The following is a 24403-nucleotide window of genomic DNA, read 5'->3' as shown; positions in this document are numbered from 1 at the left end:
CGCTGGCAGCTCCACCCTTGGCCGTTGACGTCCGCAAGGGCGCCCGCCCAACCCGCGCCGTGGACGTGTCCCGCCGTTCAGCGAGTACGCCTGCCAATAAATTTCTCATCGTCTTTCTCACGGTCGGTCTGCTGTTCGAATTCGGCGCGTTTCGAATGCAATTGTCTGGAGAGAATCCCGGTCTCGCGATCGACGGATCACCATCCGTAGCTGTCCAGATCCTGACTGCATCCGCCATTGTTGCTGCTGGCGCAGTTCTCCTTTGCTCACGTCGGGCGAGCGATATGGCACTCGGCACCTGGCCTATCTTCTTGATGCCGGCCTTGGCGTTTGCGTCGATGTTGTGGTCTCCGGATGCCGAGTTCACGTTTCGAAAGAGCGTCCCCTTGTTCGGAACGGTGCTGTTCGGCTTTTCGATTGCGACTGTGATGAGTACGAGAGACGCCATTCGCCTGTTAGGCCGTGTCCTATCGCTCGCAATCTTGTTCAGCGTCGCTTGGGTGTACCTTTTCCCGTACTATGCAATACATAATCCATCAGATTATGCCGGGAACACGCTAGAGGGGGATTGGCGCGGGGTTTTTACCCATCGGACTGGTTTGGGGCACGTTGCGGGCCTTACCATGGCTTTGTTGCTCTGCTATGGGAGGCTCATATGGTCGTACCGTCTCTTTCGTTACGGGATTGTAGCTCTTTCGGTTGCGTGCCTTATCGGGGCCGACTCCGGTGGCGGCTTCCTGACTGCAGCCTTCGTTCCCTTGGCCCTGCTGGTCGCGCAAGCATTGACCAGATTGAAGCCCGCTCACCGCAGCTCCGTCCTCGTCTTGATGCTCGTCACCGTCCTGCCTCTGATGGTGCTTGCGCCCAAACTGTTTTCCGCAGGGCTTGCCATTCTCCATAAGCAACCGGATCTAACAGGTCGTATCCCCTTGTGGGACGCCTTGCTCGGCTTGGCACAGCAGCAGCCCCTCCTCGGATACGGATACCGGGCCGGCTTTGACTACGTGGTCCAACCCCAAGTTTTGGCCGCGACGGGAACCATATATGCGCACTGCCACAATGGATATCTCGAGGTACTGATAGCCTTTGGCTTTTTCGGGCTTGGGATCTGCTTGGCTGTTATAATATGGCTCTTGAAGGCAACCGGGCGGCTTGTTGTCGCTCCGCCCGCTCACCTCAGCCATCTGAGCGGGTTTCCCTTTACTATCGTCATGTACGTGCTTGGCGCAAACTGCATCGAATCGTTCCTGATAACCGAGAGCAATTACGCAGTCGTACTGCTTGCGCTGGCGGCGGGCCTCGCAACAAGAGCAAGACTTGAAGTTCGAGAGCTCAGCGCATGGACCCCGAGTTTCGGCCGGGGCCTTGATCATGTATAGCCAAACGCACGTAAGCGCGCGCGGGAGCCCGGTCTCCGGGCGACAAGATGGGATTTACGTCTGGCCTCGACTCAGGCGTGCGCTTTGCATTCATATCAGCGCCAGAACCCTGAATTTGATCCTCGCATTCGGATTTCAGGTCCTCGTCGTTAAGAGGCTGCCGGTCGGGGATTACGCGACCTATGCCGTCCTTCTTGCCGCACTGATGCTCGGGCAGAACCTGCTATCGTTCGGCGTCGACAGGACGGTGTACCGGTTTGTCCCCGATCTGACGATGCGCAGGGAGCGCGACGGTTTGATCGCGCTTGGCCTTGGGATCGGTGTAGCGCGTGTTGCCGGGATTGCGCTGTTCCTTATCGCTATCCAATACGGCGTCCTCGACTGGTTCACGTCTGAAAGGCTTAGCACTACCACTCGCGTCGCATTCACCATTTGGTACATTGCGACAAGCATGTTCGGTGATGCCGATGCGCTGGCGCAGACGTGGGTTGCTCATACCCGGTTGGCAATCGCGACGACCGTGGAAGTCGTCAGCCGCTTTGGCACGGTCGTGCTGCTTCTTGCGACGGGCCACACGGCGACCGCCGAGTTGGTTGTTGTGATCAGCGCCGCGACTGCCGTGCTGGCGTTGGCGACCATTGTCGTCCTTCTCGTGCCGACAGTTACCGCATTGTGGCGAAGCCAGGTCGCCGCCGACACCAATATGCCTGTCGACGTCAAGCAGGCGCCACGCTTTGCGGCGAAGATTTACCTGGCCCTCTTTGCCTGGGTAGTGTCGAACCCTTCCGTGGTGCGGCTAGTAGCGGCCACCGGCCTGGACGTACTGGCTCTTGCCGGGTTTTCCTTTGCACAAAGCCTGCTGGGAGCGCTGCAGCGTGGTCTTCCAGGGACCCTGGTGCTGCCGGCATTGGAACCGGTGGTCATGGCCAATATGGCGCGGGGAGTATCGCGCGAAAAGCTGTTCGCCCCGCTGTCCCTTGTTTACAAGCTCGATCTCGTTTGCAGTTTTGCACTCGTAACAGCCACTTCGGTCGCCGGCGGAGCGATCGTCCGGATTCTCGCAAGGCCAGCATATGCTGAATATTTCTTCGTGTTGCCGGTGCTTGCGGGGATGATGGCCATCAACACAGCCTATAGGATCTTTGAAATTGTAGGAAATCTGAACTTCAATCAGAGGGTCTTCATGCTCCTGTCGCCATTGGGATTGGCGTCGGCCGGTGCGATCTATGTGACCATAGGAAGGTACGGCATTTGGAGCGTACTTGCGTTCCCCTTGATAGAGAGCGCTGTTCGATTTTGCATCTTTCTAGTTGTTTATCGACGTGATGTCGTAGGTCGTGCCATCGACCTCGTACGAATGTCTGAATTCGTCTTGATAAGTCTTCTCATCATCCTGGCGGGTCTAGCCATCAAAGAATTGATCGGAGTTGCATCGGATCGCGCAGCATTGGCCGTCGCCGCTGGATGCGTGGCCGCGATGATCGGGGCCATTCTCCTGCTGCGTCCGATACGGCCAGCAGAGCGAGAAGTAGCATTGAGCGTGATACCCAAATCGTGGTCTGGTGCTCGCAAAATGACGATCTGGCTAACACGTTGATCGGGGAGGATGAGATGGCTGACTCGGTCCACGATGTCCGAAATAGTCGAGGTAAAGCTGAACGTATAAGCCGAGACGTCGGGTGCCTCAATGTCACGATCGCCGCGTGGACTCCTAAAACCGCGGATGCTCCCACTGAAGAGGCGCGGATTCCCGCCGATGAGAGAACTGACAAGCATGTACTTCGCGTAATGGTGGCCACACCGTTCGGCCGGTTTGGCCGAGGGGGAATTGATCGCTTGACGGATCTCATCGTTGAGACCATTGGCCAACGCAAGGATCTCGATGTTGAGGTAGAACGTCTGGTGACCAGGGGCGAAAAGAGGTGGTGGCCAGTTGTTTATGTGCGCGCGCTGATTGAGGTTGGGATTGCGATGGCACGACATGACGTTGACCTGCTACACATTCAACTGGCGTGGGGAGGTAGCATATATCGCAAGCTCATGATCGCGGCGCTCGCGCGTTATTTCGGGATTCCCTACGTCGTGCATCTTCACGGCGGCCGTTTCGGCCAATCTTGGGAGGGCGCCAGAACATACTTGGCTCGAAGGATCGACCGACTGTTCATGGACAGCGCCGCGATCATTGTTCTGGGTCAGTGTTGGGCGCGCCTCATTGTGGATCGGCTGCCAGGTGTAAAGGAAAAGATCACGATTCTTCCGAACACGACCACCTTTCCGAGCGCGCCAAATCGATGCCGGGCGTATGGCGAGCCGATCCAGATTACCTTCCTGGGCTATGTTGGACCAGGCAAGGGCGTTCCGCAACTCATCGATGCACTCGGAAAGCTATCAACGCGCGCCGCCTGGTCGGCGACAATAGCTGGACGTGGTGAGTTGGCTCAAAGTCGCTCGCATGCTCAACGGGTCGCAATTGCCGATCGCGTGGAAATACCGGGGTGGCTTGGCCCTGACGAAACCAGAGCGCTGCTGGGTCGCACAGATATCCTAGTGCTGCCGTCCTTCGTGGAAAATCTTCCGATGGTTGTGATAGAAGGCTTTGCCTATGGCCTGGCCGTGGTTGCAACGCCGGTTGGCGCGGTGCCTGAAGTCATCGATCACGGACGCAACGGCCTACTCGTGCCGGTTGGAGATGTCGAGGCGCTCGCCGGTGCCCTACATCGGTTGCTGGAGGATGGCGAGTTGCGGCGAAGGCTAGGCGAGGCGGCACGCCGTGACTATGCCGAGCGATTTGAGATCAACACTTATATTACCCGACTGATTTCGACTTGGCGAAAGGCGGCAGGATCTTGAAGCAGCAGTCTTGCTGCCGTGATGGTATTTCACGGCGGAAGCGTGGTCGGGCGCTGAACGGACGTTGTCCAGGCGCTCTTTTTGGCACCGTTCACAGCCTGCGCACGATTCAACAGGCCTCTGAGCTGAATACATTGCGTGGTTGCGGTACTCGGTCTATCGCTTCGATTGCGCGATCGGAGTCTCGCTACTGGTACCATGTCCCAACCCTGGTTCGTGACCAGCGTTTACGACGCGCATCCAGCAAACAGAGAACATTGGTGTGGCAGAATGGGGTAACCCCAACTCGCAGGCGAACGTGGGAAGCCTTGCCATTATTGTAATGAGATCTTCGATCCCTTAAGCGGCGGGTCTTAGATGTTTGGAGCGCCATCGTGTCGAACAAAGTACTCGTCGTCGGCCCTTTGAGGTGTGGCGTGCACAAAGTGTCGTCCGTCAAGTTGGCAGCCGCGAGCGTAGCCCTTGCCCTACTAATCGCATGTGCAGCTGAGGTCGCTTTCTTGTTTTCGACCACCTTCATGATGGGGCGAATCCCCATGTACGATGAATTCGCAACTCGCGACTTTTCACGATGGAATGGCTTGGCAAAGCAAGTTTGCTGTAATGCGGCGGCAGTAGTTGTTGACGCGCCAAACTGGAATTCTAAGAGCGCTGTGAGATTCGAGATAAACTTTCATGACCCGCTCGTTAAAGGGAGTCATCGATCCGAATTCCGATTGAAGGCAACAGAGTTTCACCAACTTTATGAGTATGGGTTCAAGATTTTCGTGCCACCGGATTGGCAGTCAGACCAAAATGAAGTCGTGGTGATGCAAATGCACAACGTCCCGGATATTTGGAAAGGTGAGTGGGGCCTCGCTCCCCCACTAGAATTGAGCTTACTCAACGATACCTGGGTTCTCCGGACAGCTCGGGGGCGGGTGCCAACGTGGGTCGATCAAAGAGGGGGCATTCGAACTGATGTTCCATGGTCGCAGCCGTTTGAACGTGGAAAGTGGAGTAGTTGGAGTTTTCGTACCAGGTGGTCGCTGGATGGGGACGGGATTGTGGAAGTCGAAAAGGACGGTGATCTAATCTTCCAAAGGCGCGGCGCGAACTGCTACGACAACCTATTGGCTCCCTATTTCAAATTTGGAGTCTATACTCCTTCGTGGAAATACTTAAGTGCCCCCCCGGAAATTAAAACCAGGAAGATGTTCTTTACGGACGTTTTCGCGCGAGCTTTGAAAAGCTGACACGTGTCTTGCTCGGTGCCGATATCGATGGCTGGTTCTTTACGCTGGGACGCTCCTGCATCCTTGCGTACCAGGCTTAAAGAGCATTGCACTTCGCGGGCACTGACAGTTTCACGAATCGCCGCAAAGATCAGACCGCCTATCGCCGTGATATGGGCCATCGAGAACGCCTCACCGGCCACGAACGGCTGCGTCCTTAGAACAGCATCGAAGTAGCGCATCCACCTAAGGGCTTTGTCGCGCTGACGCAACCGCCACTCGGCGTTCTGATAAACCTCGACGTCGGGTCCAAGCCTCGGTATGGCGTGGTGGAAATAGACACTAATGGCCTCGAGCAACTCCCACTCGGCGCGTTTGCTCATCATCTGGATTAAGCAACCGAAAGTACTTCTGCGACACATCGAGCTTTGCCAGCGTCGGGTGCGACGTTGTGTGGCCGCCGATCGACGCGAACGGATCCGCGCTAAGTTGCAAAGCGCGCGCTCGTTCAGGAAATGTTCATCATTTCACACAGCAGGAGAAATCCCATTCTGTTGAACGTCGGCGTGAGCATCGCGCCACACGGTAACCCTCCTGGTTCACGAACTTTTTGGAACGGATCGGCTTGTGTCTACGCTTGAGCAAACGGCCAAGCAGTCTTCCGGCACATCTCCTGGCTCCATGTCCTGAATCTGCTTCATGCCGCGTCTTGAGGACGGGGCGTCCAGTAAGCGGAAAACATGCTCAGTACCGAATTGGGTAACTCCAATTGGAAAGCCCACGCGTGGGGACTTGGGCTATACTGTCGATCATCGACTTGCGCCTGTTTCGGTCTGTCGGAGACGGCGTCGGTGAGGGAGAATTGACGGTGTGGCAGGCGGCAGAATGCGTGCGTCATTTCTAGGATGTCCCATTGATATCCTGACCATGGCCGACACCATCGAACTCGCGCGCCAGGCGATGCATAGCCAACAGCGCGTGCAACATGTTGCACTCAACGTCGCCAAGTTCGTCAACATGCGCTTTGATCCGGTTCTCGCTGCCGATGTGGCCAATAGCGATGTTATCAGCATTGATGGCATGGGCATTGTGTGGGGCGCGCGGGCCTTAGGGCTGCCGGTGAAGACGCGGGTGACCGGTATCGATCTGCTCAACGAGCTTCTCACAGTCTGCGCAAAGGAAGGCTTCAAGCCATACTTTCTCGGAGCAAAGCCTGACGTGTTGCAACAGGCGGCACGGCACGTTCGGGACAAGCATCCCTCGATCACCTTCGCCGGCCTCAGGGACGGCTACTTCACACGCGAACAGGAAGCTGATGTGGTCCGTGAAATTCGGTCCAGCTGCGCCGACTGTCTCTTTATCGGCATGCCGACGCCGCGCAAAGAGCGCTTTCTTGGGTCGCACCGCGATGCGCTTAGCGTCCCTTTCATCATGGGTGTCGGCGGTTCTTTCGATATTCTTGCCGGCGCGGTACGGCGTGCACCGGTCCGGCTCCAGCACCTTGGGCTCGAATGGCTGTACCGCGTCTATCAAGAGCCGGGACGCATGTGGTGGCGTTACGCCAAGACCAATACATTGTTCGCCGGCGTTCTGGCCCAGGCCATTGTCCGCCAAAGCCTGGGCATCGCACCGCGGGCGAGCAGCTCGCCGCCGCCCGAGACGGGCCGGATCGGAGGCTGAGACGTGCAGAAGCACTTTCTCGTTCTGTTGGGTACCCGTCCGGAAGCCATCAAGCTATTTCCGGTGATTAACCGTCTCAAAGGTGAAAGGGATATCGCGATCACCGTCTGCGCCACCGCACAGCATCGGCAACTGCTCGACCAGGTCCTCAAGCTGGCGAACGTGGTGCCCGATTTCGATTTGAATCTGATGACGACCAACCAGACGCTGGATCATCTCACCGCGCGGCTGCTCGGCAATATCGGAGAGGTGCTGGATCGCGTCCGGCCGACCAGGGTTATCGTGCAGGGGGACACAGCGACGGCGATGGCCGGCGCATTGGCGTCGTACTATCATCGCATTCCGGTCTCGCACGTGGAGGCGGGGCTGCGGAGCGGCGACATCTATGCCCCGTGGCCGGAGGAGGTGAACCGAAAGATCGTAGGCTCGATCGCCGATCAACACTTCGCGCCGACGGAGCGCGCGGCACGGGCCCTGCGGTCGGAAAATGTATCAACTGAGCGCATTCACGTCACCGGCAATACCGTGGTCGACGCGCTGATCCTGGCCAAGGCCATGGTTGAGGCAGATCCCGGCCTTTCGTCGCGGTGGGACGGCATCAAAGCGCACCACGGCAACCGCCGGATCATCCTGGTCACCTGCCATCGTCGCGAGAATTTCGGCGGCGGTGTTCTGAACATCGTCAATGCCCTGCAGACTATATTGAGGAGAGAGGACGTCGCCGTCGTACTTCCGGTCCACCCAAACCCCAACGTCCACGACGTTTTCGCGGGCGAGCTCTCAAACCATCCGCGCGTTGTCCTTATCTCGCCACAGGAATACACCGATTTTGTCAGTTTGCTCTCATTGTCCCATTTGGTGTTGACCGATTCCGGCGGGGTCCAAGAGGAAGCGCCCACGTTTGGCAAGCCTGTCCTTGTGATGCGCGAGACCACCGAACGTCCTGAGGGGATTGAAGCCGGCACGGCGCGCCTCGTTGGCGCCAATTACGACCGCATAGTAGAGGAAACGTTCCGCTTGCTCGACGACGACGAGACCTACGCGTCCATGTCGCGCTCCCACAATCCATTTGGCGACGGCCACGCAAGTGAACGGATCCTGAAGGTGCTGCTCGATGCCTGAGTTTCAGAAGGTTGCAGTGATTGGAATTGGGTATATCGGGCTGCCGACCGCGGCCCTGATCGCCAGCCGCGGCATGCAGGTTCTGGGCGTCGATACCAAGGAAGACGTCGTTAGAACTGTGGCCTCCGCGGCCATTCACATTTCCGAGCCCGATCTTGACGGTCTCGTTTCCAAGGTCGTTTCGGGCGGTGCGCTAACGACATCGGCTAAGCCGCAACCAGCCGACGTGTTCATCATAGCCGTACCGACCCCGGTCGATTGCGAACACCGGCCGAACCTGTCGAGCGTGAATGCCGCTCTGGAGAGCATTTTGGACCTGCTCGCGCCGGGTAATCTCGTGATCCTAGAATCCACTTCGCCGATCGGCACCACCGAGGGGATCGCGAGGCGGATAAGTGAGCGCAGGCCGGATCTCCATATAGGCACGAACGGCACGGAGAATGGGGCGATCTACGTCGCTTATTGTCCCGAACGCGTCTTGCCGGGTCGGATTTTGACTGAACTCGTCAACAACGACCGATGCATCGGCGGCGTTACGCCTGCATGCACGCGACGCGCGCAGCGCTTCTATAAGTCGTTCGTCCGTGGCGCCTGCGTCGCCACGACGGCTCGCGCCGCTGAATTGGTCAAGCTGACCGAAAATGCGTTCCGCGATACCAACATTGCCTTTGCGAATGAACTCTCCCTGATCTGCGACAGGTTTGACATCAACGTCTGGGAAGTGATCGATATCGCGAACCGTCATCCCCGCGTGAATGTGCTGCGGCCGGGTCCGGGCGTGGGTGGGCACTGCATCGCGGTCGACCCCTGGTTCATCATCGATTCGGCGCCGGAGCTCACGCGCGTGATGCGCACGAGTCGGGAAGTCAACCTTAGCAAGACGCAGAAGGTGGTCGAGTGGGCTTGCGCTCTCATCGAAGACCACCCCTATGCGAATGTCGCCTGCTGCGGGTTGACCTTCAAAGCGAACGTCGACGATCTCCGCGAGAGCCCGTCGATGGAGATCGCACTGCATCTAGCGGTCAAGTACGGAGCGCGCATCAAGATTGTCGAGCCAAACCTGCGCCGCCTGCCACCTGAGCTGGCCGACCATCAGGTCGGATTCATGAACATCGACGAGGCACTGCGCAGCTGCGAGATCGCGATTCTCCTCGTCGACCATGATGAATTCAAAATGGTCCCGCTGGCCGAACGACGTCACCTGGACGTCATCGACACTCGCGGCATATGGCAGGACATGCCGCGGCGGACATGATGCAGGCTCGAACCGAACTCGACGGATTCAGCTCAGGCGAAGTTGCCACCCTCTATTCGGATCCGGGCGTCACGATAACGCGGTGCAACGACTTGCTCAAGGATAGTAAGACCGATGCAATCGCGATTGCTAATCCGGCTCGAAACGTCGAGCATGCATCGCAGGATAGAGATATGTCAACGAGGCGTGGATGGGTATGCGGGACAACGGAATGTGCTCGCCCATTACCCCGATCAATCAGGTTGTTCGGACAACGCAGGTTGTCGTCACTGATAACGCTAGCCTCGTTGGAGTTCATCGCTTTCCCAGGTCTCGTGTTCGCAAACAGCGGAGGCAGCACGCCTATTGGCACGTCATCCGCAGGCGCTCACAACTTTACTGCGGCCGAGCTTACACAAGCCGAGCCCGCTGCCACCGCCGGAACTGTAACGGATGGGGCGATCAGCTCGTTCTCAAGCGCCAATGACTCGACCATAATGATCGGTGGACTCCGCGCCCATGTGCAGAACGCAAACCAAAGTTGGAGCCTGACCTCGCCGGATACCCGCACGCTCCGATTTGAAGTACGAAGCGGCGATCATTGGAGCAACGCCGCTTGGAGCGATCTCTTGAATGGCGATGGGGCTGAGCGTTCCGAAATCGACCTCCAATCACTTTATAAATCCGGGGCAGTTATAAACGTGTCTTACCGATTTATGATAGAAGCCGGACCGAAAAATACTTCACCATGGCTGGTCATCGGGCAATTTCACCAAACGAAGGCGAGGGGTTCGCCTCCATTCGCCGTCGCAATGTACGGCGAGCATATGTACATCATCATACGGGATCGCCCCGGCAAGGAGAAGGACATCTACGCAGATCCCAGCTCTATTAAGCGAGGGCAATATTATTCTATGAGCATTCAAGTCAAGTTCGGCGACATGACGAATGGGGCCCTCAATGTTTGGCGGGATGGAGTCAAAATTGTCAGCTATCGTGGAGCGATAGGATACGGAGCCGATGAGACGTACTATTGGAAGCAAGGTATCTATCGCGGGCGAGGCTCCGCCGAACCGATCGCGGTTAACTACAAAGATCTGCGGGTAACCGCCGTGCCATCGGAGCTGCCCCAAGAGTGATCATCACGTCAGCACTCCTGAAGTCGTACCCTGCTTCGGCTTACGGAGCGCCTGCGCCGCCTCAACAATGCCGCTCATTCGAGCCCGGAAGTCCGACCGACTGTTAACGCCGATTCTAGGGAGAGCAAAGTAGTTCACCTTGTCGTGCAATTGCTCCTGGCGGGTTGTTACCGCACTTTGAAAGCCTACTTCGTTCGCCAAACGCTCCTCACGACGACCGCACGCTCTCTCGGTACCAAACGGATATGCAACGTGCCGAATGGGCAATTGGAGCAGATTCTCAAGATAACTGCGGTTATCGGCCAATTCGGCCCGCGCTGAGGAGTTATCCAGGGTCGCAAGCGCCGGATGCGACGTAGTGTGGCCGCCGATCGACGCGAGCGGATGACACGCAAGCTTGCGAAGCTCGCGCTCGTCCAAAAAATATTCGTCGTTCAATGCCGACAGAGAAATCCCGTTCTGTTTGAACGTCGGCGCGAGCATCGCGCTGCGCCGATAATCCTGATGAACCCAGCGGCGCACCTCGTCAAACGCCGATATCTTGCTTCGGATAGTGGAACAGTGGAACTGGCGACCTAGCGCATCGATTGTAATCTTGTCTCTCGAGAGAAACAGTTTGCGCAGGCCCAACCACCACGACTGCATGGATCGCGTGGGGGCGCCCGTCGGCACGTACATCATGAACGGCGCGTTATTCCGCTCTAGGACCGGAAGTGCTACCGAGACATTATCGCGGTAACCGTCGTCGAAAGTCAGAACCGCGTACCGGCGCGATCTATCATTCGTTGCCAGTTTCTGAAGACATTTATCCAAGCTGACGATGGACCATCCCTCGCGCTGCAGCCACTTGATTGAATATTCAAATAGCGAGACCGAAGCGCCTGTCATCAACTCGGACGGACAGTCACGCTGAATTTCATGATGCACGATGATGACTGCTCTACCGGCGAAGAGTGTGCGAAAGCCGGGCAGTTGTCCAACACGGCCGGCGCCGTAGAATAGGCAACTTTTCAGAACAGGATTCATTTGGCACGGCTCCTTAGTGGCAGGTCCACTGACACGGCGTTGCTAACCGCCTGCGCCGCCACGTGGACGCCGCTCAAGTTGGCCTCAAACGAGATTCGTGGATGGCAGCCGAGCCCGATGCGGGGCAGCCAGAAACGATTAACACTTGCGCCATCCAAGTGACCCTTCCGTGTCGTTACCGCAGTTGAAAAGCCAACCTGCTCGGCAATGTGCGCTTCGCGCGGACCGCATGCGCCGGGGGTACCATAGGGAAAGGCCAGGTGCCGAACGGGCAATCCAAGGAGGGTTTCTAGATACATGCGATTGTCCTCAAGTTCGGCTCGGGCCGAGGACGGGTCAAGGGTCGCAAGCGCCGCATGCGAGGTGGAGTGACCTCCAATAGATGCGAGAGGATGACGAGACAGCGCTTGCAGTTCTCGCTCGTCCATAAAATATGCGGCGTTCAAGGCCGATAGCGAGATACGGTGGGTCTCGAAAGTACGGTCGAGCAAAGCAGCGCGACGATAATCCTCGTGGACCCATTTAACTACCGCCTTCAATCCTTTCTTCTTGCTCAGAAAGTCCGAACAATCGAACCTGACGCCCATCGGATCAATCGTGACGTGGTCCGCTCGGCGAAATATTTCCCGCATTCCGAGCCACCATGATTTCAAGGCGCGGGTTGGGGCAGCGGTTGGCACATAGACTGTGAATGGCGCGTTATCCTGCTCTAGGATCGGAAGCGCCACAGAGAGGACGTCTCGATACCCGTCATCAAACGTTATCACCGCATACCTGGGCGCCTTCGGGTCGCCTAGGGACAACGCGTGCAAACACTCATCAAGTGTGACGATCTTCCATCCTTGCCGTCGGAGCGACGACAGACATTGCTGGAAGAGTTCAACCGATGTGCCGGTCATCAGCTCGTGCCGGAAATCCCGCTGAATCTCATGAAACATTACAATGACCGCTTGTCCGGAAAATAGCTGACGGAATACCGCCATCAGCCCCGTCCAATGCATGCCGTACAAAATCCCAGTTGTCAGGACTTGCCTCATTTGATCCCTGCCAAAGTGCCACAAGCCATATTGCCTAATCCGATTTGCGCACTTGACCCGCGCCAGCGCGCCGGCGCCCCACGTTCCTGGACCTGATCCATCCAACCGAACTCGTTGCGCCCCTACGATGTTTGAACTGGCTCAGGTCGTGGCGAGCACTGCTGTGTGATCGCAACTCCGCCGGCAACTCCTGCAGAATATATTGGGCGTGTGACAACCCGGTCGCGATCACAACTCTTTTGGCCCTGACGCGCTCGCCGTTCGCAAGTCTCAGTTCAAATCCGTCTGGTCTCCTGTCGAGCGATGTCACCATGACATCCTCGACGATGGGAACCAGACGCCGCTGAAATGACGTTGCGTATCGGGTGAACGTGTCGAGAGGAATTGGCCCATTTTCGCAGGGTAGCCCGGCCTCTGCGCAAAATTTCTGGAGAGTGTAGCGTCCGGCCGGATCGGAAAGGCTTGAGGCGTCCCATTCTGACTTCAGAAACATGCCTGCCGGCATTTGCGTCCGCCACCGGTGCATAGGCCTACCAAAGATTCGGAATGGCATGCCGCGGGACCGCAAATGCGCTGCGATGGAGAGACCGAAGGGCCCTGCCCCAATGATCGCTACCGGCAGATCCGACAGAGCGGTCATTCTCATCCCAAATTACTGTCTTCGGTGCAGAATGCGCCTTGTCGGGACAAAACCGCCGCAGTGACCTGGGCAACCCGAAAGGTCCGGATCGCATGGTCCCTGCAGACACGCCTTCTTGGGCATCTCTGACCGTCGCTCATGCGGATGAGAGAACTATATCTAGAATTCGCCCGAGGTGTGGACCCTTTCGGATTACCCACGGCGGCCTCCCTGCTTCTCGTCCGAGCGGACGGCGCGTCGGCGGTGACGTAATGTCGGGCGACATGGAAAATTGGCCCCCGCAACCTCACTGAAAATGTTACCGCATAACCTCCCTGTCGTGTCTAGGGCGGCGCCGCTGCATCAGTCGTGGCGGGTATGGCAGCGAAGATCAGCATGCGGAAAGCGCGAGATCACATCAGCGGTTGCCGAGCGTTATCGAGCGAGCGGTCGGCTCGAGAAGGGAGGGATCCTTGACGAGCTTTGCACCGTCACGGGATGGCATCACAAGCACGCATCCGGGCGCTCTCAGCCGTTCGACCGGCTCTGCAGCAAGCCGGCTGCTCGCGATGATCCCGTTCTTGCCCCCGGCTCTCGAACGGCACGGCAGGTTGAAGCTTTCTGCCGATGAGCGGGCGCTAGTTTTGAGAGTGAGTGCGGCTACCATGATCGCCTGCTGACAGACATAAAGATCGCAGCGGCCGGACGGAGGCGACGGGCGGGATCTCCACTGCCGTACGGCGCGAACTTCCCGTGCGCACGTTCAAATGATTGGGATCACCGCCGCCGGGCTACTGCGAAGCGGATCTGGTTGCGCACGGTGGAATGTCCGTATCCGGCGCGTTCATTCAGACGCTAACAATGGTGGATGTCGCAACGGGTGGACCGAATGTCTTCCGCTCATCGTGCGCGAGGCGGCGGCCGGGCAAGCCCACGGCGTGAGATCGTAGATGCGAGCTGCAGGCCAGAGGTTGACGAGCTTCGTGAGCACGTCAGTGAGATAGGCCTGCGGATCGACGCCCGTTAGCTTGCAGGTCTCGATGAATGAAGCAATGCAGGCGCAGTTCTCTGCGCTACCCGGAGGCCTGTCGCGGGAGGACCAGCCGGCCCCGTGATCCCGACTCCACCACCGTGTCGTCCAATGGGGATGGACACTCAAAGAGAACATATCGTTCGGCGTGCAGCTGTGATCCTGATTGGCAGGCTCAAATCGTTTTCGGAGCTCCAAGCAAGAGCAATATTCTAAGCACGAAACGCCTCATCGACAAGTATAGTGTTTGTAAGCTCCGCATGGACCTCTCGCCCGGCTGTCAGCCATAGCCGCTGGGATGACTCCGATGAATCTGTGTGCAGCCCGGCCAGCACACCTTATCGCGCGTACGAAATGCCACGTTAGATCACACAGCAAACAAGCGCCAACTCCCGACGATTATCGCAGCAGTCGGCGAGAGAGAAAGCATAAGCGATGTTTGGGGGTGAGTTGACCGTCAATGGAGGCACGTTTCAGACTCAAGCGAAATTTCTTGGTCTGCCGTACATCTTAATCCGGGATAACCGTTCGGGTTGGACCTGCGAAGGATAAGGAGTACTTGCGGATCGTGTTAATCACGTTGTGGTTTGTCGGCCGACGAAGTACTTGCCTTTCAAAATTCTCAATAGGCGTTCACATATACATCCCGGGAGAAAGCCGTGAGGAGGATGATCCGGAGATCGAATAGAAAAGACCAGTGGTCAATATAGTATAGATCGTGTTCCACGCGTCGCTGCATTTTCTCGAGGGTATCGGTGTCGCCGCGATACCCCTTGACCTGAGCCCAGCCCGTAATGCCGGGCTTGACGTTGTGGCGACGAGAAAATGACGAAATCAGTTCGGCGAACGTCTCGTTTTGCGAGGTTGCATGTGGACGGGGGCCGACGATCGACATGTCGCCGGCCAGGACATTGACCAACTGCGGAAGCTCATCGATATTTGTGCGGCGTAGCAAGCGTCCCAGACGGGTCACACGTGGATCGTGTCTGGTGACTGGTTTGAAATTGTCGCCATCCTCCATCACGGTCATCGTTCGGAACTTCAGCACGCGAATGGGCTCGTTGTTGTAGCCGTGCCGCGTCTGGCGGAATAGCACGGGTCCACGGGAATCGAGCTTTATTGCGAGTGAAACGATAACGAAGAGAGGGCTCAAAAAAATAAGGCCGATGATTGCACCGGCGACGTCGAATGCTCGCTTGACTGCTCGGTTGAAAGGTGTAAGCGGGCACTGCAGGATGCGCATCGTCACCATGTTGCCGAACTGGGTTATCCGCGACATGGCCATCAGTTCAAGAGATCCCACAGGGACGACGTGAACATCAACTGGCAGATCCGACAGGGCGCCGGCAAGCGCGAGGGCAGAGGAGACATCCTGCTGCGAAATCAAAATGATGATGTCATCCGCTCGAAGGGGCCGGCAATCCGCGACGAGTTGGCGGGAATCAGATAGTGCTCGGATCGCGCCGGCGCGCGCACGAATTGAGCAGTGCGTGGGGGTCTCTGGAAAGTTGAACGAGCGGATGGTGCGGATTCCAGTAGCCATCGCGCGAGCAGCAAAATGCGAGCAGTGACTCGGCTCTCCTATAAGAATGACGCGCCTGGCATCGACCACGCCCGATGCAATAGCACGCTGCAGTAACGAGAACCATATTGTTCGTGTGCAGAGTACCGCTAGGCAGACAGTCGCGGCTTGGACCATGACCGTAGCGCGCGAGTACTCTTCCGAGTGTTTCAGGACGAACACTATTGAGAGGAAGAAGAAGAATACGAGGAACACGCCGCTAACGCCGTTCCACAAGAAAACATGGCGGGGCTGCGTCTGGATTCGGGAATATTGCCGGTGCCCGATGGAAACAAGCAGATTCAGGGTGGCAATCAGGAGGGCTTCGGGAATGTACTTGGCCGATTCCGGCCAGTACAGCAGGATCACCCGATGATACAGCACGGCTGCGAAATAGGCAGCGATCGCGACGAACAAGAATTCGATAGCTGCCGCTGATATTAGCACGACAGTCAACCGGCGCTTGCCGAGGGAAGCTGAGAGTTCCGTGCCGACAGCGACCGGACGCGTCGGAAACTTGGTGGAGGCCGGCAAGTTGGTAAAGGACGCATAGCTCATGTCACTTAACGACTCGCCCTCTGTCCGTCCAAGCCAAAGCAGGCAGCTTTTTCGGTACCATTCGGGTCCCGGAGTGGGAATTGCTATAAGTGGGTAGAGCATGAGGGTTAGCTACATCGGTCGTTCAGCCGTGGCAGTGCGGCATTAGAAATGCCGAACAGGAATCAGCTCAAGGTCCCCATCCCAACGGGAGAGACCAAGCGATTGTCAGTAGGAAAAGGCGTTGCTTCAGCGTAGCGATCCGAGAAGCGGCCTTGGTATTCCCGCTGTCGCCAGCGGATCCGCCCACTTCATGCCAGCGAATACTGAGCGCGATTCGAGGACACATGATCTCCCGATCGTGTTGTGTCAAACTCCACCTTGACCCAATGTATGGTCCGGCCGCGCGTTGCAAGAGGCTTCGTCGATCCCGGCAAATAACGGTCTTGCATCAATGTATCCGGCCTCTGATTGGAGCGTGTGCTCCGGGCCATCATGGATATCAGCGCGCATGCGATCGGATTAGCGGACAGGCCTCGACCGGGCCATTTGGGTCACCAGTGTTGGCATGCGCCGGGAAGACCGATCCTCCATCGTCGCCTCATCCTCTCGCAGACCTCGGCGGGCAAACTAGGCTACCTCATCGATAGCTCTCCTCATCTTGCTTGCGCTGTTCCTTTGTTCGTGCCTGGCGGCCGTTCCTTCGTCCCGACCTGCGAGCCACGGACGCGCCGCGCGCAGGGGCGGTCAAGGCTGGCCGTCGCGCAGGCCTCGCCTCTCGCGTCCATGCTGCCAGGCCACGCCTTGACGGCCCCGAGCACGGCGCAAGGATTACGCTGGACGGGATGCTATCGCATCGGTCTTGACGCACGTGAAGGCGTGCCCCTTGTTGAGAACCGCCCACGCGGTGCGCGCAAGCTTATTGGCCAGCGCAATGGCAAGCACGTTGTAGTGCAGTCGCTTCTTGGCCGCCTCGATCCATGATTTGAGCCGATAGCGCTCCCACTGCTTTGGCCCGAGCTTGACCAGGACGACCCAAGCGGCCTGAACGAAGAGAGCGCGCAGATAGCGATTGCCGCGCTTTGATATGCTGCCGAGGATAGTCCGGTCTCCCGTCGAGATTTGTTTCGGTACCAGCCCGAGCCAGGCGCCGAAGTCGCGGCCTTTTGAGAACACCTCGCCGGTGCCGATCGCGGCCACCATCGCGCTCGAGATGATCAGACCAATCCCGGGGACAGCCGCTCGCAGTGCTGATCCTGATAGGCGAGCGTTTCAATCTCGCCCGAGAGGCCCTCGATCCGCGCATCCAGGTGGCGCCAGTCTGCTGACAGATCTTCAAGGATGCGCAACATGCGGGGCGAGAGCACATCGGTTTGCGTTGCCAGGATGCCGGGCAGCTCGGCGCGCAGGAAACGCAACCCTTGCCGCACCGCAACGCCCCGCTCCAGCAGGAAGGCGCGGATCTGATTGATGATGCCGGTACGCTGACTGACCAGGCGCTCGCGGACACGGTGCAGGGCCTGCAGGTCAAGCTGGTCCGCGGTCTTGGTGGCAACGAACTTCATGGTCGGGCGTTGCACCGCGTCGGCAATCGCCTCCGCATCGCGGAAGTCGTTCTTCCGTCCTTTGCTATACGGCCGCGCGTATTTGGCTGGCATCAGCCGGGCATTGTGGCCGAGTAGCTGCAGCTTACGGCTGAGATGATGCGCGCCGACGCAAGCCTCCATGCCAATCAGGCACGGTGGCTGGTTGGCAAGTCGCGCCTCGACTTGGCCGCGCGACCATTTCTGTCGCAGCACGATCGCACCACGCTGATCGTGCCCTACGACGTGGAATGAGTTCTTGCCAATATCGATGCCGATCACGGCGATTGCGCAGCTGTTGGATTGCTGAGACATGGCGTGCTCCTTGTCTTCGCTGCCCCGGGCCAGCTTCTGTCACTGGCGGGGCGGGAGCACGGCCGGACCATCCCTTTAGCGGTACCGCGGCTGGCAACGTCAAGCACGGCTAGGATTCCGGACGGAGTGAGGCTAATACGAATATCTGCAGCAATTCGCGATCGAAACTCCTAACTGTTCATCATTCTACCAGACACTAATTTATCTCCTTCTCCATCGCGGGTGCAGGTGCGGGCCCGGAATCCGCGAAGATAAGAGCGCACGTAATCCTGGCGGCAATTATGCCGGCTCCTCCCCCTATCAGCTTCTGAACCGCGTCTATGACGCGCGGATCGCGATCTGGAGCGATTAGCTGCAGAAATTCCAGGATGACGGCACTCCCGAGGACGAGAAGGCAAACAAGCGTAGTTCGGGAATAGACCACAGAAAATAGAAAGCCCATCAACGCGAACGCGCCAACATGTTCCAAAATGATGATCCAGGCTGGTTCGTTTTCCAGCAACCGTGGCCTCAGATAAGCGGGTGAAAGTGTAACCGACGCGACAAACAGCAGACACGCCCATGCGGTCATTGAAGCGAGCTTATGACGCGTATCGATACCCACTCTCGACCTCTCGCTGTCCAGCCCGTGGCCGCTTCTTCTCTATCGGCGTTGGGCTGGGATGAACGATAAGGAAACCTACTGATGTAGAGGAGACGCCGACTTCGTTTCCAATCTCGAAGGCCAGCGACGGCAGTTCATTGCCATCACTGCCGAGCGATCTGGTAGGATGGCGTTTGCTACGCCGAAAGTGGAACGCCTCGTAGAGCGGAGAGGCTGCTATCAATTCGGTTCAGCCCGCCTGGATCTTCTTCTAACATCCCGCAAATTACCCTGAGGCGATCGCGGATGCAGCCGACCACTCGGATGTCGCGCCCCCACCAAACGGGGTAGCCAGCCCGCACGACTTTGGCCCACCTCATGTACAATGGACTTTGCCATTGCGCAGTCCAAGCCATTCAATGCCGCCCGAAAAAGGCCGCCCATCATTCCGGCGAATAAAGGAAAGTGAACTTGCCCCGGACTAATCCATGTTGAAGTTCGCTCGGGCCCAAGACAAGGACCAGAGCATGAAGCGCAGCGCTTTTCGGAAGAACAGATCATCGGGATTTTGAAGGAGCACGTGGCGGGCGTCTCAGCCACCGATCTATGCCGCAAGCACGGCCTCAGCGACGTCAGCATTTACAAGCGGAAAGCGAAGTTCGGCGGGATCGAGGTCTCGGAAGCCAAGCGGCTGAAGGCGCTGGAGGACGAGAACACGCGGCTGAAGCGGCTTTTGGCCGATGCCATGCTGGACAACGCGGCGCTGAAGGACCTGTTTGGAAAGTCGTGGTGACGCCCGCCGCCAAGCGGAAAGCTGTCGCGCATCTCATGGATGCCCACGGGAGCGAACGGCGGCCGTGTAAAGCCATCGGCAGTTGCCGCTTGGCCATCGGATAGCAGACGACCCGGGGGTGATGCCGCCCTGCGCCAGCGCATGAGGGCGATCGCGCAGGAGCGCCGTCGCTTCGGCTATCGGCGCCAGCATGTTCTGCTTAAGCGGGAGGGTTATCTGATCAAGCGCAAGAAGCTCTTCCGACTCTACCGGGAAGAGAGGCTCGCAGTTCCTCGCCGAGGCGGCCGCAAGCGGGCGATCGGGACCCGGGCGCCGAGACGGCGCCGATGGTGCCGAACGATCGCTGGTCGGTCGACTTCGTCTCGGATCAGCTCACCGATGGCCGCCGCTTCCGCATCCTGACCGTGGTCGATGATTGCAGGCGCGAGTGCCTGGCGCTGGTGGCCGTCACCTCGCTCGAGGGCATCCGGGTGGCGCGGGAACTGGAGCGACTGGTGACTGAGCGCGGCAAGCCGAAGATGGTGGTCAGTCAGCGGCAACGGCAGCGAGTTCACCAGCAATCCCATCCTGACCCTGGGCCGATCAGAGCCGCGTCGCATGGCATTACATCGCGCCGGGCAAGCCCATACAGAACGCCTTCATCGAGAGGGGCGGCTGCGGGATGAAATTGTTGAACGAGGCGCTTTTCACGTCGCCGGCCCAGGCCGGCGTCGCATTCGGATATTGGCGGACCACACTCACAGCTCGGATGGAAAACGCCCTCCGAGTTCGCCATGGCCTACCAACCGCGCTGGGATCTGGCGCTGCGCTATGCCGAAGGCTCCGCGCCAACGCCCGTCTCTCCAGCGCCCGACCGGGCAAATCCAACGACCAGGGCGAACTCAGGACTGGATAAAAGTTGCGGGCAAGATCAAATGTAACGATTGTCGACTACTTGCCAAACCGTGACGTGCCGGCAGTCTTTCCATTGATGGCATTGCGAAGCGAATGGTCGTTGATGCGAACTATCTCGAGCTGATCTATTTCATGCCTGACGACGCGTAACGGTGCCGGTACCTCGGCGATCGCGCCGCTGGATTTCGGAAGGGACGTGCCCACCTTGGCGATTGTGGGCGGAAGGCCCTTGTCCGTTGACGGTGTCACAGAATCGTTGTTCATCGCCCAAATAGCCGCCTGAGTCCGGTTCTGAACCCGGATCTTGCGAAGGATTGCCTTGACGTGAACCTTCACGGTCGCTTCGGCGATATCGATTTTGCGCGCGATGCATTTATTGGTGTCACCCTTTATCAAGCACCGCAATATCAATTGTTCCCTCGGTGATAGCTGTGGCGCAGTCGCATCCTGTGCAGAGGTGTACTCTCTCCTGAAGGGAACCGCGCGGTCGATTTCGCGGTGCGGCTCAGTCTCGTTGGGAGGAGCGGTTTCGATGTCGCGAACGAATGAGAGCAAGGCCGGTGGGAGAATTGTTTGGCCCATCATCACAAGCTCGATGGATTTTATAAATGCATCGCACGTCGCGATGTCGACGAGACAACCGTGTGCGCCTGCCCGGAATGCTGAGAGTAATTCGTCCAGCCCATAGTGATCGGCCACGACCGCGATACGCCCGTTCGGATACTGTTCGCGGACAAGTTCAATCTGTTCAAGAGTGAATTCAAAGTCGTCGCCAGTATGGATAATAAGAAACAGCGGCTGGTGTTGTTGTTGGAACGAGATCGGGATCAGATCAGATGCGCAGGACACGGAGCCTTGGATACGGAAGTTTTCGGTGCGCAAAATTTTTGAAAGCCCTTCTCGAAGCAAAACACTTTTTCCGATTAGTATAGTCGCAAAAGACTGCCTCCTACGCATGATAATCCTCCCAGCCTGCAAGCAATTAAAATCTCTCCGGACCGTTTAGGTGTACGGCTCTTCCGATTTGGCGTAATGATTTGTCGACGGCCTAAAATCTTGATGTCGAGATATTCAGAATGTTCAGTCCGGGATCTCTTTCTCTAGATTTTTTCATGAAACGGTCAGACCGCCAAAGCGTCTCCCGGCCGTTTGCGAACGTTTTTGGTGGATGTTAAATTCGAATTCCCGATCTCCCTATATATCTTAAGGTATATGCGACCATTGGTAGTAGCGTTCTCAGTAAAGAGATACGAGACTCGCTTTTTGATGCCCAGTCCGACTGCGGAACAAGCGGTGATCGGTAATAGAAGGACATTCATCAGCATCCGCCCAGACCATTCGTGGCGCGCCAATCCGTATTGGGTCAAGATTGCATGCTATTTGCGTATTTTTAAGTTTCGGGTGTAAGAAACCTGCGCGAACGAGCGGTGTTTCACTAGGGGGCATGGGTTAAGGACCGCTCATGCATTGTGTCAGCGTGGTAATTGCGGACCGTCATCCTGTGGTTCTGCTCGGTTTGACCTACGCACTCGGCGCAGGGAGCGGTTTCAAAATTGTTGCGCGTTCGAGTGACGGGGCAAGCTGTATAGAAAACATTCGGCGTTTGATCCCCGACATCGCAATTTTCGACATCTCGATGCCTGGTCTGACGGGATGGGAAGTTCTCGCCACCGCGAACTCCGAGAGCCTACCCACTCGGCTTGTTCTTTTCACCGCATCGGCCGGCGACCGCGAAGTTGCCACGGCCGCCGCTGCTGGCGCCTTTGGTGTCATTTCCAAGGATGTGACGCCCGAGAGTCTCGTGCGGTCCTTGCGCCAGGTCGCGGATGGTCAGAGGCTGCTACCGCTACGGCCCTCCAAGCAGGTGGTATCCCGTGAGCAAGGAAAGGTCGCGATTTCGGAGAATGTGCTGACAGTGTTGACAGACCGGGAGCGTCAGATCATGCGCCTAGTGTCCGAAGGATTGTCGAACAAGGAAATTGGGCGCAAATTGAACATTACTGACGGGACTATCAAAGTCCATCTTCATCACGTGTTTCAGAAGCTTGATGTCAGCAACCGGACAGTGCTAGCGGCGCTCGCCATCTTGACAGAGCGGAATCTTGAATAGATCCCGAGCGCGCTCGAAGCATTGCGCTTGATGGCATAGCGCAGTCATCATCAATTGCGGTCGCAGATCGCCTAGCAATGGTAGCGTCGTCAGCCTGGCGCGGGTCGTTCACCATCGCAGCGACCAACTCCTGATGTGCATGCACAGCTTGCTCGCCGCTTCTATGACACGCGCAACGCATTGACTTCCGTTCTGCGACATTTCGAACGATCGCTAAGGTCGCGTTGAACAAAGCGAACGTGCTAGAGACGTATCGGAGCCGCTCGCGCCGCGATCCAAGAAGGCAAGACCGACACCGCTTTCATGGAATAATGGCTATTGGGTCTTGGAGAGTCGGCGCCCCCATTATCCCTTGCTGTCGATAGCGGCCTCGCTAGTGGATCAAATCTGACATTTGAATCCCGGAAGGGATTCCCCCAGAGCCGATTGCATGCGAGTCTGGCGCATGCGAACCGGTATTTCCATCACTGTTAGTCCGTCCGATCGCCTCCGGCTGGAGGCACTCGTGCGGGATCGTAATGCCCCGCAGAAACACGTCTGGCGGGCCGAGATCGTGTTGTTGAGCGCGGACGGGTTCGGCACCAATGAGATCAGGCGGCGGACCGGCAAGTCCAAGACCTGCGTTTGGCGCTGGCAGGAGCGCTTCATGCAGCAAGGCTTCGAGGGTCTTCTGCACGACAAGACGCGCCGCTCGCGCATTCCGCCGCTCGGAGCGGCCGTCGCGGCACGCGTGGTGGCTCTCACCCAAAACGATCCGCCAGCCGAGGCCACTCACTGGACCGCAAACATGATGGCGAATGTGGCCGGCATCAGCGCAAGCTCGGTGCAACGCATCTGGCGCGCGCACGGACTGCAACCGCATCGCATCCGGCAGTTCAAGCTCTCGAATGATCCCAACTTCGTCGACAAGCTGCATGACGTGGTGGGGCTTTATGTCAACCCGCCCGAGCATGCCATCGTGCTCTCGGTCGACGAGAAGAGCCAAATCCAGGCGCTTGACCGTACCCAGCCGGGTCTGCCGCTGAGGAAGGGACGCGCCGCGACGATGACGCACGATTACAAGCGCAACGGCACCACCACGCTGTTCGCCGCCTTCGACGTCCTCGAAGGCAAGGTCATCGGGCGCTGCATGCAGAAGCATCGGCATCAGGAGTTCATCCGCTTCCTCAACCAGATCGAGGCTCAAGTTCCCGCCAACAAGGCCGTCCACGTCATCCTCGACAACTATGCGACCCACAAACATCCGAAGGTCCGCAAATGGCTCGATCGCCATTCGCGCTTCACCTTCCATTTCACGCCCACCTCGTCCTCGTGGCTCAACGCCGTCGAGGGCTTCTTCGCCAAACTCTCACGGCGCCGCCTCAAGCGCGGCGTCTTCAGATCCGTCCGCGAGCTCAAGGTCGCTATCAACCGCTTCCTCGACGAGACCAACAACAATCCAAAGCCCTTCACCTGGGCCGCAGACCCTGAGAAAATCATCGCCGCCGTCAAACGAGGGCACCAACTGTTAGATTCGATCCACTAGCTACCGGATCGGGATGGTCGTGGACTGGCCCTTTTGCCTCGCGACTAGTCACGTGAATCTAAAGTTCGCCACATAATGTCTGCTGGGCTTTGTGGCAGAAGCGTTTGACGGAAGCCAAAATCTGGTCCGCGGACTTGGTCCATCTGAAGGGTTTCGGCTTCTTATTGTGCAG

The 24403-nt window shown here is 57.8% G+C and carries 17 protein-coding genes and 4 pseudogenes; 11 read left to right on the top strand and 10 right to left on the bottom strand.

Annotated elements, in window-relative coordinates; all coding sequences use genetic code 11:
- The first annotated feature begins 17 nt into the window (after positions 1 to 17).
- The 4 genes from F758_RS0137255 (at position 18) to F758_RS53565 (ending at position 5464) form a co-directional block, all read left to right on the top strand.
- On the top strand, positions 18 to 1379 hold the full coding sequence (locus F758_RS0137255) for an O-antigen ligase family protein (protein WP_157450348.1): 1362 nt from the start codon (positions 18 to 20) through the stop codon (positions 1377 to 1379).
- Entirely contained in the window at positions 1372 to 2976 is a 1605-nt protein-coding gene (locus F758_RS51200; protein WP_283805900.1) for a lipopolysaccharide biosynthesis protein, read from the top strand. The genes F758_RS0137255 and F758_RS51200 overlap by 8 nt, the downstream gene beginning before the upstream one ends.
- 14 nt (positions 2977 to 2990) lie before the next feature.
- Positions 2991 to 4229, top strand: coding sequence for a glycosyltransferase family 4 protein (locus F758_RS0137245; RefSeq protein ID WP_198026660.1), 1239 nt, complete (start codon positions 2991 to 2993; stop codon positions 4227 to 4229).
- Between the two features lie 518 nt (positions 4230 to 4747).
- The gene (locus F758_RS53565; protein WP_502689211.1) at positions 4748 to 5464 is read left to right on the top strand and encodes a polysaccharide lyase family 20 protein; all 717 of its coding nucleotides are present in this window, start codon (positions 4748 to 4750) and stop codon (positions 5462 to 5464) included.
- Here F758_RS53565 and F758_RS45460 read toward each other — a convergent pair.
- Positions 5368 to 5829 (bottom strand): glutathione S-transferase family protein, encoded by a 462-nt coding sequence (locus F758_RS45460; RefSeq protein WP_349543842.1) that lies wholly within the window; start codon positions 5827 to 5829, stop codon positions 5368 to 5370. The two genes, F758_RS53565 and F758_RS45460, sit on opposite strands and share 97 nt — an antisense overlap.
- Before the next feature lie 499 nt (positions 5830 to 6328).
- On the opposite strand from F758_RS45460, the gene F758_RS0137235 reads away from it, so the two are divergent.
- The 4 genes from F758_RS0137235 to F758_RS0137220 all read left to right on the top strand — a co-directional run bounded on the left by F758_RS0137235 (position 6329) and on the right by F758_RS0137220 (position 10618).
- Positions 6329 to 7123, top strand: coding sequence for a WecB/TagA/CpsF family glycosyltransferase (locus F758_RS0137235; RefSeq protein WP_024512611.1), 795 nt, complete (start codon positions 6329 to 6331; stop codon positions 7121 to 7123).
- A gap of 3 nt (positions 7124 to 7126) precedes the next feature.
- Positions 7127 to 8245 (top strand): non-hydrolyzing UDP-N-acetylglucosamine 2-epimerase, encoded by a 1119-nt coding sequence (wecB, locus tag F758_RS0137230; RefSeq protein ID WP_024512610.1) that lies wholly within the window; start codon positions 7127 to 7129, stop codon positions 8243 to 8245.
- Positions 8238 to 9500, top strand: a complete 1263-nt coding sequence (gene wecC, locus F758_RS0137225) for a UDP-N-acetyl-D-mannosamine dehydrogenase (RefSeq protein ID WP_024512609.1) — start codon at positions 8238 to 8240, stop codon at positions 9498 to 9500. Before wecB ends, wecC begins: the two co-directional genes overlap by 8 nt.
- A gap of 287 nt (positions 9501 to 9787) precedes the next feature.
- The gene (locus F758_RS0137220) at positions 9788 to 10618 is read left to right on the top strand and encodes a heparin lyase I family protein (protein ID WP_198026659.1); all 831 of its coding nucleotides are present in this window, start codon (positions 9788 to 9790) and stop codon (positions 10616 to 10618) included.
- 3 nt (positions 10619 to 10621) lie between these two features.
- Here the strand turns inward: F758_RS0137220 and F758_RS0137215 are convergent, their stop codons facing one another.
- The 7 genes and pseudogenes from F758_RS0137215 to F758_RS0137190 all read right to left on the bottom strand — a co-directional run bounded on the left by F758_RS0137215 (position 10622) and on the right by F758_RS0137190 (position 18930).
- On the bottom strand, positions 10622 to 11644 hold the full coding sequence (locus tag F758_RS0137215; RefSeq protein WP_024512607.1) for a polysaccharide deacetylase family protein: 1023 nt from the start codon (positions 11642 to 11644) through the stop codon (positions 10622 to 10624).
- Positions 11641 to 12627 carry a polysaccharide deacetylase family protein gene (locus tag F758_RS0137210; RefSeq protein WP_051387154.1) on the bottom strand — a complete coding sequence of 329 codons (987 nt, stop codon included), beginning with the start codon at positions 12625 to 12627 and terminating at the stop codon, positions 11641 to 11643. The genes F758_RS0137215 and F758_RS0137210 overlap by 4 nt, the downstream gene beginning before the upstream one ends.
- An 88-nt stretch (positions 12628 to 12715) precedes the next feature.
- The gene (locus F758_RS53560; RefSeq protein ID WP_198026658.1) at positions 12716 to 13321 is read right to left on the bottom strand and encodes an NAD(P)-binding domain-containing protein; all 606 of its coding nucleotides are present in this window, start codon (positions 13319 to 13321) and stop codon (positions 12716 to 12718) included.
- 823 nt (positions 13322 to 14144) lie between these two features.
- Positions 14145 to 14372, bottom strand: a pseudogene (locus tag F758_RS52365) (transposase domain-containing protein); the annotation flags it as partial.
- Between the two features lie 580 nt (positions 14373 to 14952).
- Positions 14953 to 16449, bottom strand: coding sequence for an undecaprenyl-phosphate glucose phosphotransferase (locus F758_RS0137200; protein WP_024512604.1), 1497 nt, complete (start codon positions 16447 to 16449; stop codon positions 14953 to 14955).
- Positions 16450 to 17259: 810 nt separating this feature from the next.
- Positions 17260 to 18326, bottom strand: a pseudogene (locus F758_RS45455) (IS110 family RNA-guided transposase).
- Between the two features lie 196 nt (positions 18327 to 18522).
- Complete coding sequence (locus tag F758_RS0137190) at positions 18523 to 18930, bottom strand: VanZ family protein (protein ID WP_157450346.1); 408 nt, start codon at positions 18928 to 18930, stop codon at positions 18523 to 18525.
- Positions 18931 to 19393: 463 nt separating this feature from the next.
- On the opposite strand from F758_RS0137190, the pseudogene F758_RS50300 reads away from it, so the two are divergent.
- Positions 19394 to 20597: pseudogene (locus tag F758_RS50300) on the top strand (IS3 family transposase).
- A 35-nt stretch (positions 20598 to 20632) separates the two neighbouring features.
- On the opposite strand, the gene F758_RS0137170 reads toward F758_RS50300, so the two are convergent.
- Positions 20633 to 21553: a LuxR C-terminal-related transcriptional regulator gene (locus tag F758_RS0137170; RefSeq protein ID WP_024512600.1), complete on the bottom strand. Its 921-nt coding sequence runs from the start codon at positions 21551 to 21553 to the stop codon at positions 20633 to 20635.
- A gap of 505 nt (positions 21554 to 22058) precedes the next feature.
- On the opposite strand from F758_RS0137170, the gene F758_RS0137165 reads away from it, so the two are divergent.
- Together F758_RS0137165 and F758_RS0137160 are read left to right on the top strand one after the other, a co-directional pair.
- Positions 22059 to 22706, top strand: a complete 648-nt coding sequence (locus F758_RS0137165) for a LuxR C-terminal-related transcriptional regulator (protein ID WP_024512599.1) — start codon at positions 22059 to 22061, stop codon at positions 22704 to 22706.
- A gap of 445 nt (positions 22707 to 23151) precedes the next feature.
- Complete coding sequence (locus F758_RS0137160; protein ID WP_024512598.1) at positions 23152 to 24231, top strand: IS630 family transposase; 1080 nt, start codon at positions 23152 to 23154, stop codon at positions 24229 to 24231.
- 58 nt (positions 24232 to 24289) lie between these two features.
- Here the strand turns inward: F758_RS0137160 and F758_RS50295 are convergent.
- Positions 24290 to 24403, bottom strand: a pseudogene (locus F758_RS50295) (IS630 family transposase); the annotation flags it as partial.

The organism is Bradyrhizobium sp. ARR65, from assembly GCF_000472385.1.
GTDB lineage: Bacteria > Pseudomonadota > Alphaproteobacteria > Rhizobiales > Xanthobacteraceae > Bradyrhizobium.
The sequence above is the reverse complement of the archived record's forward strand: the minus strand, read 5'-3'. Positions and strand labels throughout refer to the sequence as shown.

Bases quoted from the DNA above. Each gene is read 5' to 3' on its own strand.
- F758_RS53565 (WP_502689211.1), top strand. From the start codon at position 4,748: ATGATGGGGCGAATCCCCATGTACGATGAATTCGCAACTCGCGACTTT.
- F758_RS51200 (WP_283805900.1), top strand. From the start codon at position 1,372: ATGTATAGCCAAACGCACGTAAGCGCGCGCGGGAGCCCGGTCTCCGGG.
- F758_RS0137165 (WP_024512599.1), top strand. From the start codon at position 22,059: ATGCATTGTGTCAGCGTGGTAATTGCGGACCGTCATCCTGTGGTTCTG.
- F758_RS45460 (WP_349543842.1), bottom strand. From the start codon at position 5,829: ATGATGAGCAAACGCGCCGAGTGGGAGTTGCTCGAGGCCATTAGTGTC.
- F758_RS0137215 (WP_024512607.1), bottom strand. From the start codon at position 11,644: ATGAATCCTGTTCTGAAAAGTTGCCTATTCTACGGCGCCGGCCGTGTT.
- F758_RS0137245 (WP_198026660.1), top strand. From the start codon at position 2,991: ATGGCTGACTCGGTCCACGATGTCCGAAATAGTCGAGGTAAAGCTGAA.
- F758_RS0137210 (WP_051387154.1), bottom strand. From the start codon at position 12,627: ATGGCGGTATTCCGTCAGCTATTTTCCGGACAAGCGGTCATTGTAATG.
- wecC (WP_024512609.1), top strand. From the start codon at position 8,238: ATGCCTGAGTTTCAGAAGGTTGCAGTGATTGGAATTGGGTATATCGGG.
- F758_RS0137200 (WP_024512604.1), bottom strand. From the start codon at position 16,449: ATGAGCTATGCGTCCTTTACCAACTTGCCGGCCTCCACCAAGTTTCCG.
- F758_RS0137235 (WP_024512611.1), top strand. From the start codon at position 6,329: ATGCGTGCGTCATTTCTAGGATGTCCCATTGATATCCTGACCATGGCC.
- F758_RS0137160 (WP_024512598.1), top strand. From the start codon at position 23,152: ATGCGAACCGGTATTTCCATCACTGTTAGTCCGTCCGATCGCCTCCGG.
- F758_RS53560 (WP_198026658.1), bottom strand. From the start codon at position 13,321: ATGACCGCTCTGTCGGATCTGCCGGTAGCGATCATTGGGGCAGGGCCC.
- F758_RS0137170 (WP_024512600.1), bottom strand. From the start codon at position 21,553: ATGCGTAGGAGGCAGTCTTTTGCGACTATACTAATCGGAAAAAGTGTT.